Below are 13,739 nucleotides of genomic sequence, written 5' to 3'. Positions count from 1 at the left end.
CCTCCAACGGGTGCCGGGGCTCTCTGCTGGGCTCTGCGCCCGAATGGCTATCCGCCGGAGGGGCCGCCGAAGAAGCCTCCGTTGTCGCCGCCTCCGTTGTCGCCGCCCTGCCCGTTCGTGTTGACGTTGACCGGGGTGTTCTTGGGCACCTGCTGTCCCGCCTGCTGTTCCTGGCCGAAGATCCGCGCGTTGTCGTCGTTCGGACCCTGGACGTTGCCCAGTTGCAGACCCGCGCCCTGAAGGATCTGCTTGGCCTCGCCGATCGTCCTCAAGCGCAGATCCGGCACCGCGGTGAGCTCCGGCTGCGGCGGACCCTTGGAGACATCCAGGGTGACCGTGGAGTTCTTGTCCGCCTTGCTGTTCTCCTGCGGGTCCTGCTTGACGACCGTGCCCGCCGGCTGGGTCGAGTCCACGTCGTTGCGCTCGACGACGAAGCCGAGGCCTTCGAGCTGGAGCTTCGCCGCGTCGAACTGCGCGCCGACCACCGGAGCCACGGTGTTCTGGGTCGTCTTCGCGATCTTCAGCGTGACCGTGGCGCCCTTCTCGGTCTTCGAGCCGCCCGCCGGGTCCTGTTCGAGGACCGTACCGGGGTCCTCGTCCGACTCGACCTGCTCGGTCTCGACGTTGAAGTTGTCGTCCTCGAGTATGGAGGTCGCGTTCTCGACGTCCTTCTGGGTGACGTCGGGGACCTTGACCTGCGGCGCGCCCGCCGAGACGACGACCTGGATGGTCTCGCCCTGGTCCATCTTGCCGTTCGCCGGGTTCTGGCTGCAGATGGAGCCCTTGGGCACCTCGCACCGCTCGGAGCCGGACTGGGCGACCTTCACGCTCGCGTTGTCCGCGAGCGTCTCGGCCTCCTGGAGCGTCTTGCCGATGAGCTGCGGGACCGGCACCTGGGTGGTGCTGTCGTTGCCGTTGAAGAACGCCTGGCCGACCAGTATCGCGCCGATCAGCACCAGGACGCCCGCCACCACCAGCAGTATCGTCGAGGTGTTCGATTTCTTCTGGCGGCGCCGGTCCGGGCGGTCGTCGTACCCGCCGCCGTATCCGCCGTCGTCCGGGCTCATGGGCGGCAGCATCGTCGTCTGGCCGGCCGGGTCGTTCTGGCGCAGCGCGGTCGTCTGCTGGCCGTCATGGCCGCCGTAACCGCCGCCGTAGCCCACCGAGCCCATGGCGGCCGTGGCGGCGACGGGCTGCCCGTCGAGGCAGGCCTCGATGTCCGCGCGCATCTCGTCGGCGGACTGGTAGCGGTAGTCCGGGTCCTTGACGAGGGCCTTGAGCACGATCGCGTCCATCTCGGGCGTGATCTCGGGGTCGAAGACGCTGGGCGTCTGCGGCTCTTCCCGTACGTGCTGATAGGCGACGGCGACCGGGGAGTCCCCGATGAAGGGCGGCCGGACCGTCAGCAGCTCGTAGAGCAGACAGCCGGTCGAGTAGAGGTCGGAGCGCGCGTCGACCTGCTCGCCCTTGGCCTGCTCGGGCGAGAGGTACTGGGCGGTGCCGATGACGGCGGACGTCTGGGTCATCGTCATACCGGAGTCGCCCATGGCGCGGGCGATACCGAAGTCCATCACCTTGACCTGGCCGGTGCGCGTCAGCATGACGTTGGCCGGCTTGATGTCGCGGTGGACGATCCCGTTGCGGTGCGAGTACTCCAGCGCCTGGAGGATGCCGATGGTCATCTCCAGCGTGCGCTCGGGCAGCAGTCGCCGTCCGGAGTGCAGCAGCTCGCGCAGGGTCGAACCGTCGACGTACTCCATCACGATGTACGGGATGGAGACCCCGTCGACGTAGTCCTCGCCGGTGTCGTAGACCGCGACGATCGCCGGGTGGTTGAGCGAGGCGGCCGACTGGGCCTCTCGGCGGAACCGGGCCTGGAAGGACGGGTCGCGGGCGAGATCGGCCCGCAGCGTCTTCACGGCGACGGTGCGGCCGAGCCGGGTGTCATGCGCGAGGTAGACCTCCGCCATGCCACCACGGCCGAGCACCGAGCCCAGCTCGTACCGGCCGCCGAGGCGACGCGGCTCTTCCATAACTGTTCCAGCCCTCTCCGTCAGTCCCGACCGCACCGGTGTGTGGTCCGGCGGTGTGCTGTTCGCGCCTACGCTACCGGGCACGCCGTATGTGATTGACCCATAGCGGTGACCTGATATACGACCGGTATCGCAAAGTGCGTCTACGGGACGTGAGCCGTGACCGGCGTCACTTCCTGCTGTCGATGACCGCCTTCATCACGTTCTTCGCGATGGGCGCCGCGAGACCGCCGCCGGAGATGTCGTCCCGGCTGGCGTTGCTGTCCTCGACGACGACCGCGACGGCGACGGGGGAGCCGCTGTCCGTCTTGGCGTACGAGATGAACCACGCGTACGGGTTCTTGCTGTTGTTCTCGCCGTGCTGCGCGGTACCGGTCTTGCCGCCGACCGTCACGTTCGGGATCTGGGCGTTCTTTCCGGTGCCCTCGTTGACGACCGTCTCCATCATGGTCTGGAGCATCTGCGCGTGCTCCTGGGTGAGGGGGCGGCTCATCTCCTCGGGCTCGGTCTTGCTGAGCACGTCCAGATTGGGGGCGCGCAGCTGGTCGATCATGTACGGCTTCATCAGCTTGCCGTCATTGGCGACCGCGGCGGCGACCATGGCCATCTGGAGCGGGGTGGCGCGGGTGTCGAACTGGCCGATGGAGGAGAGGGCGGTCTGCGACTCGTTCATCTCCTCGGGGAAGAACGAGGCGTTGGAGCGGACCGGGGTGAACTGCTCGGCGTTGAATCCGAACTTCTTCGCGGTCTCCAGCATCTTGTCCTTGCCGAGGTCGGCGCCGAGCTTGCCGAAGACGCTGTTGCAGGAGACACGCAGCGCTTCCCGGAGGGTGGCGTCCTTGCAGGGGATGTTGCCCTCGTTCTCGAGCGGGCGGACCGTTCCCGGCATGATCCAGGGGAGCGGGGAGTCGGTCGGCTCGTCGATGTCCGTGACCTTGCCGTGCTCCAGCGCGGCGGCGGCGGTGACCACCTTGAAGGTGGAGCCGGGCGGGTAGGTCTCGCGCAGCGCCCGGTTCTGCATCGGGTCGTCGGGATTGTTCTTCTTGTCCAGGGCGACCCAGGCCTCGGTGTCCTTGTCGCTGTTGCCCGCGAACTTCGACGGGTCGTAGCTGGGCGTGGAGGCCAGCGCCAGGATCTTGCCCGTCTGCGGGTCGATGGCCGCCACGGCGCCCTTGGCGTCCCCGAGGCCGTCGTAGGCGGCCTTCTGGGCGGCGCCGCTGAGGGTGGTGACGACATCGCCGCCCTTCTTCTTCTTGCCCGTGAACATGGCCATGGTGCGGTCGAAGAAGAGCCGGTCGTCGTTGCCGGTGAGTATGCCGTCCTCGAGCTTCTCGATCTGGTTGGCGTCGAACGCCTGCGAGGCGAAGCCGGTGACGGGGGCCCACATGGGGCCGTCGACATAGGTGCGCTTGTAGGCGAAGTCGCTGTCGTCCGTCTTGACGGAGCCGGTGATGGCCTTGCCGTCGACGATGATGTTGCCGCGCTCGTTGCTGTAGCGCTCGATGAGCACACGGCGGTTGAACCGGTGCGAGTTCAGCTCGTCCGCGCGGACGTACTGGAGCCAGTTGTCCCGGATCAGCAGGGCGAGGACGAGAAGCCCGCAGAAGATCGCGATGCGTCGCAGCGGCTTGTTCACGGTCGGACCACCTGGGTCATCTCGGCGTCGGGTGACGGGGCGGGGGCCGGCGCGGGCCGGCGCGCGGTGTCGCTGATACGGATCAGGATGCCGATCAGCGCCCAGTTGGCGAGCACGGAGGAGCCGCCGTACGCGACGAACGGCATGGTCATACCGGTCAGCGGGATGAGGCCCATGACCCCGCCCGCGACGACGAAGACCTGGATGGCGAAGGCGCCGGAGAGACCGATCGCGAGGAGCTTGCCGAAGGGGTCACGGGCGGCGAGGGCGGTACGTACGCCACGCTCCACGATCAGCCCGTAGATCAGCAGGAACGCCATCGTGCCGGCCAGCCCGAACTCCTCGCCCACCGTGGTGAGGATGAAGTCGGCGTTGGCCGCGAAGCCGATCAGGTCGGAGTTGCCCTGGCCGAGTCCGGTGCCGAGCGTGCCGCCGGAGCCGAAGGACAGCAGGGCGTCGCCGATCTGCTGGCAGGCGCCGGTGGGGTCCGTCTGGTAGCAGGCGAAGGGGTCGAGCCAGGCGTTGACGCGGGACTGGACGTGCGGTTCGAAGGAGGCCACGCCGACCGCTCCCGCGACCGACATCAGCAGACCGAAGACGATCCAGCTCGTCCGCTCGGTGGCCACGTACAGCATGATCACGAAGAGGCCGAAGAAGAGCAGCGAGGTGCCGAGGTCGGTCTCGAAGACCAGGATCAGGATCGACATCGCCCAGATGGCGAGGATGGGGCCCAGGTCACGGCCGCGGGGCAGATACATCCCCATGAAGCGCCGGCTGGCCAGGGCCAGCGCGTCGCGCTTCACCATCAGATAACCGGAGAAGAAGATCGCGATGATGATCTTCGCGAACTCGCCGGGCTGAATGGTGAAACCGCCGATGCTGATCCAGATCTTGGCGCCGTTCACGGCGGGGAAGAACATCGGCAGGATCAGCAGCACCAGGGCCGCGGCCATCGAGATGTACGTGTAGCGCTGAAGGATGCGGTGATCCTTGAGGACCATCAGTACGGCGACGAACAGCGCGATGGCGATGGCCGAGTACATGAGCTGCTTGGGCGCGTCCGGGCTGTAGGAGCCGAAGAGCGCCTCCGCCCGGCGGATCAGCCGGGGCGACTGGTCCAGCCGCCAGATCAGCACCAGCCCGAGCCCGTTGAGCAGGGTGGCCAGCGGCAGCAGCAGCGGATCGGCGTACGGGGCGAACTTGCGCACCGCGAGATGGGCGATCCCGGCGAGCAGGGCGACGCCGAACCCGTAGCCGAGCATCCCGGCCGGTACCTTGCCGTCGAGGGCTAGCCCCACGTTCAGATACGCGAACACCGGGATGACGACGGCGAAGGCGAGCAGCCCGAGCTCGGTGTTGCGGCGGCTCGGTGCTTCGATCGCGCCGATGGTGGTCGTGTTGGTGACAACGCTCATGGTGGTGAAAGGCCCCCTACGGCCGGCTACTGCTGCTTCCCGCAGTTCGAGGCCACTTTCTGCTCCTCGTCCGAGAGGCTGGGGCCCGGAGTGGGAGTCGCGGCTTTCGGCTTGATGGTGGTGGTCCGGCCGGAGGTGTTCGTACCGGTCGTGCCGCCGGCCTGGCCTTCGCCGGTGACCACATTGGCCTCGCGGTCGGCCTGACGGCGCTGCTCGTCCTTCTTGCAGGCCGACGCCTGGGTGGCGAGTTCCTGGATCTTGTCCCGCCCGTTGGCCAGGCTGCCTTCCGCGATGGTCTCCTCGACCTGCTTGCGCTGGTAGGGCGGGAGGTACTTGAGTTCGATCTCGGGGTGGTCCTTCTCGATCTCCGAGAGGGAGAGCCAGGCGAGATCCTGGCTGATGCCCCGGTAGAGCGCGACATGCCCGGCGTTGGAGCCCACGTAGTACTGGGTCTGGGTCCAGCGGTAGCCGCCGTACAGACCGCCGCCGACGACCGCCAGCGCGAGCACGGAGTAGAAGGACCTCTTGAGCCACTTGCGGCTGCCGCGCGGCTTGACGAAGTCCTCGTCGCTGTACGCGCCGAAGCCCCCTTCGGGGGGCATGCCTCCGTAGCCGGCGTCCTGGCCGCTGCCGGGCGGGCCGAAGCCGCCGCCCGCGGTCTGCGGGGGTACGGAGCGGCCGAGGCCGGCGGCGCGGCCCGCGGGGGTCTGCATCGCGGCGGCGTTCTCCGCGGAGCTCAGCGGGAGCTGGTTCTCGGCGACCGCGCCGACGACGACCGGGGTGTCGCTGAGCCGGCCGGCCAGGGTGTCGTTGGACTCGACGTCCAGGACGTCGGCCACGATGCAGGTGATGTTGTCGGGGCCGCCGCCGCGCAGCGCGAGCTGGATGAGCGCCTGTACGGTCTCCTGCGGGCCCTGGTAGCTCGCGAGGGTCTCCTCCATGGTCTGGTGGGAGACAACGCCGGAGAGGCCGTCCGAGCAGATCAGATAGCGGTCGCCGGCGCGGACCTCGCGGATGGAGAGATCCGGCTCGACATGGTCGCCGCTGCCCAGCGCGCGCATCAGCAGGGAGCGCTGCGGATGGGTGGTGGCCTCTTCCTCGGTGATCCAGCCCTCGTCGACCAGCCGCTGCACCCAGGTGTGGTCCTGGGTGATCTGGGTCAGGACGCCGTCGCGCAGCAGATAGGCGCGGGAGTCGCCGACATGGACGAGCCCGAGCCGCTGGCCGGTCCACAGGAGAGCGGTGAGCGTCGTCCCCATGCCTTCGAGCTGGGGATCCTCCTCGACCATCACCCGGAGCTGGTCGTTGGCGCGCTGCACCGCCGTGCCGAGCGAGGTGAGGAGGTCGGAGCCGGGCACATCGTCGTCGAGCTGGACGAGGGTCGAGATCACCTCGGAGGACGCGACCTCACCGGCGGCCTGGCCGCCCATGCCGTCGGCGATGGCAAGCAGCCGGGGTCCGGCGTAGCCGGAGTCCTCGTTGCCCTCCCGGATCATGCCCTTGTGCGATCCGGCGGCGAAGCGCAGAGACAGACTCATGCGCACCTCGCCCGTCGGCTCGCCGGTCGACTGTCGCGCCAGCCGGTCTCGAGCCACACTGCCCACCCTCCGGTCGGGAGCCTGCTCCGGTCCGCTGTCGGGACCGCCGCGGCTCGCTCGCTCCGCTCGCTCATTGTCGTACTACTTCCGCAGCTCGATGACGGTCTTGCCGATGCGGATAGGAGCGCCCAGCGCGATCGGTGTCGGTGTCGTGAGCCGGGTCCGGTCGAGATACGTGCCGTTGGTGGATCCGAGGTCCTCGACGATCCACTGGCCGTCGCGGTCCGGATAGATCCTGGCATGCCTGCTGGACGCGTAGTCGTCGTCCAGCACGATCGTCGAGTCGTGCGCGCGGCCAAGGGTGATGGTCTGCCCCTGGAGAGCCACCGTGGTGCCGGTGAGGCTGCCCTCGGAGACGACCAGCTTGGTGGGCGCGCCGCGGCGCTGCCTGCCCCCCTGCTGCTGGCGCTGCTGGGGCGGCGCCGCCGGCTGGCGGGCCTGCTGCGGGCGGGCGTCGCCGCTGCGGCGTGAGCCGCGCTGCGTGACGCGCGTGCCGAACAGATCACTGCGGATGACCTGGACGGCCACGATCACGAACAGCCACAGAACGGCCAGAAAACCTAGCCGCATGACCGTCAGGGTCAGCTCTGACATTGCCCCCGCTTCACCCTTCGGCTTGCCTGTAAACGATGGTGGTGTTGCCCACGACGATCCGCGAGCCGTCGCGGAGCGTAGCGCGGGTGGTGTGCTGTCCGTCTACCACGATGCCGTTGGTGGACCCGAGGTCCTGGATCGTCGAGGGCGTACCGGTCCGGATCTCGCAGTGCCGGCGGGAGACGCCCGGATCGTCGATCCGGACGTCGGCGTCGGTGCTGCGGCCCAGCACGAGCGTGGCGCGGGAGATCTGGTGGCGGGTGCCGTTGATCTCGATCCAGCGCCGTACCTGGCCGTGCGGCGGCGCGCCGGGACCGGCCCCGGGGGAACGGCCCGCGGCGGGTGCGTGGCCGCCGGGCGGCGGCGCGGCCGGCATCGGGGGCGCGGCGGCGGGCGGATAGCCGTAGCCGCCGGCGGCGCGGCCGGGAGGGGCCGCGGGCGCGGCGTAGCCGACGGGTCCGCCGAGCGGGCCGGGGCCGCCGGGCGCGCCGCCGGGCGGCTGAGACTGTGACGTACTCGACGCCAGCGTGCGGCTGCGTACCCGGTACAGACCGGTGTCGAGGTCCTCGGCCTTCTCCAGATGGACCTTGATCGGGCCCATGAAGGTGTAGCGCTGCTGCTTGGCGTAGTCGCGGACCAGCCCGGACAGTTCGTCACCGAGCTGTCCCGAGTAGGGGCTCAGACGCTCGTAGTCGGGCGCGCTGAGCTCCACGATGAAGTCATTGGGGACGACCGTCCGTTCACGGTTCCAGATCGTCGCGTTGTTGTCGCACTCGCGTTGGAGGGCACCCGCGATCTCGACGGGCTGGACCTCGGACTTGAACACCTTCGCGAAGGTGCCGTTGACCAAACCTTCGAGACGCTGTTCGAAACGCTTCATGACTCCCATGGGGCACCTCCTCCGTCGTTGCCGTCCTGGTACTGCTTACTGATCGTATCCACGCGTCGGGAAATCGGCTGGTTCCCCTTGTCTGCCCCGTCGATGAGTGTCACCTCTCACACGGATCGTAGAGGCGGCCTCATGACAGTGTCCCGCACCCGGGGTGCTCTCAGGAGGAGTGGGGGGCGACCGCTGTTCGTTCCCTGTTCCAGGGGCGCGATGCCCAAACAAACGGATGTGAACCCACCCTCTCCACCGTGCTAATCTTCTGCATGTCGCCAGGGGCGCACACCAGCAGGTGAGGCACCGGACGGCACACCCAATGCGCGGGTGGCGGAATAGGCAGACGCGCTGGATTCAGGTTCCAGTGCCCGAAAGGGCGTGGGGGTTCAACTCCCCCCTCGCGCACCACAGAACCCCCGCTCCGGAGAGATCCGGAGCGGGGGTTCTTCGTTGTCCGGCGTGTCCGGGCCTGTCAGGCCGTGTCTGGGCCTGTCCGGACGTGTCCGGGCTTGTGAGGGGCCGGCCTCCGCCGCTGTGAGGTGGGTTACTTTCGCGGCCCGTGTCCTGCCGGGGCTGTGCTCAGGCGGCGTGGCGGGCGGCGAGGGCCTTGGCCTTCCGGGTGGCCTGCTCGGTGGCCCTGGCGCGGGACGCCTCGGCCAGCGGGACGAGTTCGGCCATCTCCGGCCTGGAGGAGGCGAGGGTCAGCTCCGGGACGATGAAGTCGATCTCGGTGGCGCCGAACATTCCGGTCAGCACCTTCTCCAGATAGGTCTGGACGAACTCGAAGTCCTCGCGCGGGGTGCCGGGGGCGTACGAGCCGCCGCGGCTGGCGACGATGGTGAACGGCGTGTCCGCCACCGTGCTGTCGGGGCCCGAGTTGTGGCCGACGATGATCACCTGGTCCAGCCATGCCTTCAGGGTGGACGGGATCGTGAAGTTGTACATCGGCGCGCCGATGAGGACGGCGTCCGCCTCGGCCAGTTCGGCGGCCAGTTCGGCGCGCAGCGCGTCCCCCACGCCCGCCGACACGGCGGCCACGTCCAGGTGGGGCGGCGGGGTGGCGGCCAGATCGCGGTAGACGACCTTGCCCTCCGGCTGCTGCTCCAGCCAGGACTTGACGAAGGTGGCGGTGAGGTCGCGCGAGGCGGAGCCTTCGGGGAAGACGGCGGAGTCGATGTGCAGAAGCGTGGCCATGACGTTCTCCAGGTGGTGCCGTGCAGATGAGTAGCGATCGGAAATTCCGTTCGCACCTATGGATAGCACAGTCGCTTACTTTTTTTCATCACGTCTCGGTAAAACAGTTCCGCGGGGCGTACGGCGTGGCGAGCGGTCCGGCTCTTTCCGGGACGGTCCCGCTCCCTGCCCGCTCCCGGGCGGGAGTACCGTCATCCGCGGTTGATCTCACGGTTGATCTCATATGAGTACGGCGGGTACGCCGAGTTACGCCGAGTACGGCGGGTACCGGGCAGGGCGAGTACGGGGGAGGCGGCACGTCATGGGCGATGTCGGGTCGGCGGGGGCTTCCGGGGACGGCTTCGGGGACAGTTCCGGGGACGGCTTCGGGAACGGTTCCGGGGACGGGCGCGCCCCGGTGGCGCGTATACCGGTGGTACCGGGTTTCGCGACGCGTACGGCGACAGGCGCCGGGGACGGCGCGCACGGCGCGCGGGAGCGGACGCCCAAGGAAGTCGGCAGGTCGCTGCGGACCCGGGTGCCGCGGTCCTCGCACGATTCCGTCGTGTTCGCCGCGGGACGGCCCGACGCGGTGCGCGCCGTGGAGGAGTCCAGCCGCGGCCGGGTGCCCGGACTGACGCCGCTGCGGGTCGGCCGGATGGCCGCCACCCCCTTCGCCTTTCTGCGCGGCGCCGCCGGACTGATGGCCCAGGATCTGGTGGGCACCCCGGTCACCGGGGTCGGCACGCAGATCTGCGGGGACGCGCACGCGGCCAACTTCGGTCTGTACGGGGACGCACGCGGCCGGCTGGTCATCGATCTCAACGACTTCGACGAGACCGTGTTCGGACCCTGGGAGTGGGACGTCAAGCGGCTCGCCACCTCGCTGGTGCTGGCGGGCCGCGTGGTGGGCGCGGACGAGGACACCTGCCGCCGCGCGGCGTACGACACGGTGGGCGCCTACCGGCGCACGATGCGGCTGCTGGCGAAGCTCCCGGCGCTCGACGCGTGGAACGCGATCGCCGACGAGGAACTCGTCTCGCACGCGGACGCGCGCGACCTCGTCGGCACGCTGGAGCGGGTCTCGGAGAAGGCCCGCAACAACACCAGCGCGCGGTTCGCTGCCAGGTCGACCGAGGCAGTCCCCGACGGGAGCGGGTCCGTCGGCGCCGCCTCGCCGCGGAGGTTCGTCGACGCGCCGCCCGTGCTGCGGCGGGTGCCCGACGAGGAGGCCGCGGCGGTGGGCGTCGCGCTGGAGGAGTATCTCGGCACGCTGCCGGAGGACCGGCTGCCGCTGCTCGCGCGGTACGCGATCCACGACGTGGCGTTCCGGGTGGTCGGCACCGGCAGCGTCGGGACACGCTCGTACGTGGTGCTGCTCATGGACCACCGGGGCGAGCCGCTGGTGCTCCAGGTGAAGGAGGCACGGCCCTCCGCCCTGCTGCCGTATCTGCCGGTCGTCGGGTTCGAGGCGCCGGAGGTCGCGCACGAGGGGCGCCGGGTGGTGCTCGGACAGAAGCGGATGCAGGTCGTGAGCGACAGTCTGCTGGGGTGGACGACCGTACAGGGCAGGCCTTTTCAGGTACGGCAGTTCAGGAACCGCAAGGGGAGTGTCGATCCGGCGGCGCTGTCGGCCGACGAGATGGACGACTACGGACGGATGACCGGCGCGCTGCTGGCCAGGGCCCACGCGCACAGCGTGGACCCGCGGCTGATCGCCGCCTACTGCGGCAAGAACGAGGAGCTGGACGCGGCGGTGGCGGCCTTCGCCGTGGTGTACGCGGACCGTACGGAGGCGGACCACGCCGACCTGCTGGCGGCCATCAGGAACGGGCGCCTGGCCGCCGAGCCGGGTGTGTGACGGCCGGGCGGGGCGTGTGACGGCCGGGGACGGCGCCGGGGCCCCGCGGATCGCCCGTACGCTGGGCGGGTGATACAGGTCCGGTGAGACAGGTGGCCGGGTGACGCGGGACGCCCCTGGGGAGCCGACGATCCGTAACGACGACGAACGGGATGTACGAGACGTGCCGGATGCGACGGAATCCAGGGTGGCAGCGGGCGGGAGCGACGCGGCGGGAGCGCCGGCGGCAGGACCGGACCCGGCGGAGGCCGCGCGGACGGAGCCGACGGGCGCGGCGGATCCGGGTGCCATGGGCCGGGACGCGGGTGCGGCGGATCCGGGTGCCATGGGCCGGGACGCGGGTGCCGCGGGTGCCGTGGGTGCGGCGGATGCTGGGGCGGACGCGGACGCGGACGCCGCTCGGCCCGAGGCGCGGCTGGAGAAGGCCGTACGCGCCGCCGAACAGGCGCTCATCGAGTTCGAGATCGCGCTGGAGACCTTCCGGATCGAGGTGGAGAACTTCTCCCGGCTGCACCACCAGCGGCTCGGTCCCATGTACGCCCGGCTGGACGAGCTGGACGCGATGATCGCCGAGGCCCGCGCCGCCAGGACCGGCGACCCCGAGGATCTGCGCAAGGCGCGCGAGGCCCGCGCGATGGTGCAGCCGATGCCGGGGGTCGAGGAGCTGTTCCACGACTGGATCGACTCCGACGGTCTGTCGGCCGAGGCGGCGGCGATGCTGACCGAACAGCCCGTACGGCCGCCCAAGCGGGTCCGGCCGAGCGACGAGGCCCGCAAGCTCTACCGCGATCTGGTGCGCAAGGCCCACCCCGATCTCGCCCGGGACGACAGCGAGCGCGCCCGCCGTGAGGAGTTCCTCACCCGCGTGAACGCCGCCTACGGGCGCGGGGACGAGCCGTTGCTGCGGGAACTGGTCGAGGAGTGGGCGGCGGGACCCGCGCTCAAGGCGCCGCCGCTGAGCGAGAGCGAGGAGCTCTACGCCCGGCTGGATTGGCTGTCGCACCGCAAGGAGATGCTGGCGCTGGTCGCCAAGGAGCTGGAGGAGAGCGCGATCGGCGCGATGCTCAGGATGGCGCCCGAGGACCCGGACCGGCTGCTGGAGGAGATCGCCGAGCAGCTGCTCGCGGAGGTCTCCGGGCGTGAGACGGAACTCGCCAGGCTGGTGCAGTAGGTTTTTCGGAGGCCTGTGGTCTGCGTCTGCGGTCTGCGGTCGTCGCCCGTGGTCTGTGGTCTGTGGTCTGTGGTCCCTGGTTCATCGCCCACGACCCACCGGTCCCCGTCCCGTACGAGAGAAGGCACCATCCATGAATTTCGCCTCACTGCCCTCGGTCGATGTCGCGGCGGTCCCGTCCGACGGACTGGTGCTGGACGTCCGGGAGGACGACGAGTGGGCGGCCGGCCATGTCGAGGGCGCGCTGCATGTGCCGATGAGTGACTTCGTGGCGCGCTTCGGCGAGGTGACCGAGGCGGTGGCCGAGGGCCGGAAGGCCTATGTGATGTGCCGGGTCGGCGGTCGCTCCGCACAGGTCACCCAGTATTTGGTGCAGCAGGGCGTCGACGCGGTGAACGTGGACGGCGGGATGCTCGCCTGGGACGGCGCCGGGCGTCCGATGGTCACGGAGAACGGCACCCCGGCGTTCGTGCTCTGAGCCTGGTCATCTGCGTGAGCTCTCGGACCGGTGATCTGCCGGAGAGTGGCCATCCGACCGGGAGCCGCTGGGGAAGCCCCGTTCGAGTCCAGACCCGCGGGCCCGGCCCGTAGGGTGTCAACCCTGTGGGTGACTGACCGGTGGGCGGGATCGGGGCGGGATGGATTCGTACGACGACAAGGGCGGGACAGCCGGGCAGCCGCCCGGCGCCGGGATAGCCGGCCTCTCCCTTCCCGGCCAGCTGACGGCGGTCGTGGTGCTCGTGCTCGTCGGGCTGCTGGCCTGCACCCATCTGGCCATGATCTTCCTTCATGTCGCCCCGTCCAACACGATCACCAAGCAGCACGGCAAGGCCGTTGACGGCTGGGTCTATCCGGAGTTCGAGCAGAACTGGAAGCTCTTCGCGCCCAACCCGCTCCAGCAGAACGTCGCCGTCCAGGTAAGGGCCGAGGTCACGAAGGCCGACGGCGCGCGGATGACCACCGGTTGGATCGATCTCTCCGCCGAGGACGGCGAGGCGATCCGCGGCAATCCCCTTCCCAGCCATGTCGAGCAGAACGAACTGCGCCGCGGCTGGGACTTCTTCGTCGGATCGCACGACGACAAGAACCGCCCCAACGGTCTGCGCGGACAGCTCTCCGAGAGCTATGTCCGCCGCATCGTGATGCTGCGTCTTGAGGACCACGATCTGGGCGGTCCGGTGGAACGTATCCAGATCAGGTCCGCCGCGAGCGCGGTCGCGGCGCCCCCGTGGAGCACCGAGAAGATCAATACGCGACCGGCCTACCGGCTCCTTCCCTGGTGGACGGTGAACGCCACCGATCTTCCCGGGGGCGTACGCAACGGCCGTACGGAGGCGGGGCAGTGAGCGAGCCGCAGAACGAGCCGCGGAACGAG

Annotated in this window: 11 protein-coding genes and 1 tRNA gene; 5 read left to right on the top strand and 7 right to left on the bottom strand. The window is 69.6% G+C overall.

The genetic code is table 11. The features are described from left to right. Positions 1-47 precede the first annotated feature (47 nt). From pknB to ACWGDX_RS34290, 6 genes are all read right to left on the bottom strand, one after another. Positions 48-2,033 (bottom strand): Stk1 family PASTA domain-containing Ser/Thr kinase, encoded by a 1,986-nt coding sequence (gene pknB, locus ACWGDX_RS34315; RefSeq protein ID WP_453632020.1) that lies wholly within the window; start codon positions 2,031-2,033, stop codon positions 48-50. 169 nt (positions 2,034-2,202) lie between these two features. Next, complete coding sequence (locus ACWGDX_RS34310; protein WP_453632018.1) at positions 2,203-3,669, bottom strand: peptidoglycan D,D-transpeptidase FtsI family protein; 1,467 nt, start codon at positions 3,667-3,669, stop codon at positions 2,203-2,205. Then, entirely contained in the window at positions 3,666-5,084 is a 1,419-nt protein-coding gene (locus ACWGDX_RS34305) for an FtsW/RodA/SpoVE family cell cycle protein (RefSeq protein ID WP_453632016.1), read from the bottom strand. The genes ACWGDX_RS34310 and ACWGDX_RS34305 overlap by 4 nt, the downstream gene beginning before the upstream one ends. Positions 5,085-5,110: 26 nt before the next feature. Beyond that, the gene (locus tag ACWGDX_RS34300; RefSeq protein WP_453632014.1) at positions 5,111-6,622 is read right to left on the bottom strand and encodes a PP2C family protein-serine/threonine phosphatase; all 1,512 of its coding nucleotides are present in this window, start codon (positions 6,620-6,622) and stop codon (positions 5,111-5,113) included. 141 nt (positions 6,623-6,763) lie between these two features. Then, positions 6,764-7,276: an FHA domain-containing protein FhaB/FipA gene (locus ACWGDX_RS34295; RefSeq protein ID WP_093604346.1), complete on the bottom strand. Its 513-nt coding sequence runs from the start codon at positions 7,274-7,276 to the stop codon at positions 6,764-6,766. Between the two features lie 10 nt (positions 7,277-7,286). Then, positions 7,287-8,165: an FhaA domain-containing protein gene (locus ACWGDX_RS34290; protein ID WP_453632012.1), complete on the bottom strand. Its 879-nt coding sequence runs from the start codon at positions 8,163-8,165 to the stop codon at positions 7,287-7,289. Between the two features lie 315 nt (positions 8,166-8,480). Here ACWGDX_RS34290 and ACWGDX_RS34285 point away from each other — a divergent pair. Next, positions 8,481-8,567 (top strand) — tRNA-Leu (locus ACWGDX_RS34285). 171 nt (positions 8,568-8,738) lie between these two features. Here ACWGDX_RS34285 and ACWGDX_RS34280 read toward each other — a convergent pair. Beyond that, positions 8,739-9,353: an FMN-dependent NADH-azoreductase gene (locus ACWGDX_RS34280; protein WP_453632010.1), complete on the bottom strand. Its 615-nt coding sequence runs from the start codon at positions 9,351-9,353 to the stop codon at positions 8,739-8,741. A 301-nt stretch (positions 9,354-9,654) separates the two neighbouring features. On the opposite strand from ACWGDX_RS34280, the gene ACWGDX_RS34275 reads away from it, so the two are divergent. The 4 genes from ACWGDX_RS34275 to ACWGDX_RS34260 all read left to right on the top strand — a co-directional run bounded on the left by ACWGDX_RS34275 (position 9,655) and on the right by ACWGDX_RS34260 (position 13,710). After that, positions 9,655-11,193 (top strand): DUF2252 domain-containing protein, encoded by a 1,539-nt coding sequence (locus ACWGDX_RS34275; RefSeq protein ID WP_453632008.1) that lies wholly within the window; start codon positions 9,655-9,657, stop codon positions 11,191-11,193. Between the two features lie 100 nt (positions 11,194-11,293). Beyond that, complete coding sequence (locus ACWGDX_RS34270) at positions 11,294-12,364, top strand: J domain-containing protein (RefSeq protein ID WP_453632007.1); 1,071 nt, start codon at positions 11,294-11,296, stop codon at positions 12,362-12,364. A 133-nt stretch (positions 12,365-12,497) separates the two neighbouring features. Beyond that, positions 12,498-12,842, top strand: coding sequence for a rhodanese-like domain-containing protein (locus ACWGDX_RS34265; protein WP_363078994.1), 345 nt, complete (start codon positions 12,498-12,500; stop codon positions 12,840-12,842). Between the two features lie 160 nt (positions 12,843-13,002). Then, positions 13,003-13,710, top strand: a complete 708-nt coding sequence (locus ACWGDX_RS34260) for a DUF5819 family protein (protein ID WP_453632005.1) — start codon at positions 13,003-13,005, stop codon at positions 13,708-13,710. Positions 13,711-13,739 lie beyond the last annotated feature (29 nt).

The sequence above is a fragment of the Streptomyces sp. NPDC055025 genome, from assembly GCF_053608565.1.
This window is presented reverse-complemented; position numbering and strand designations above follow the sequence as displayed.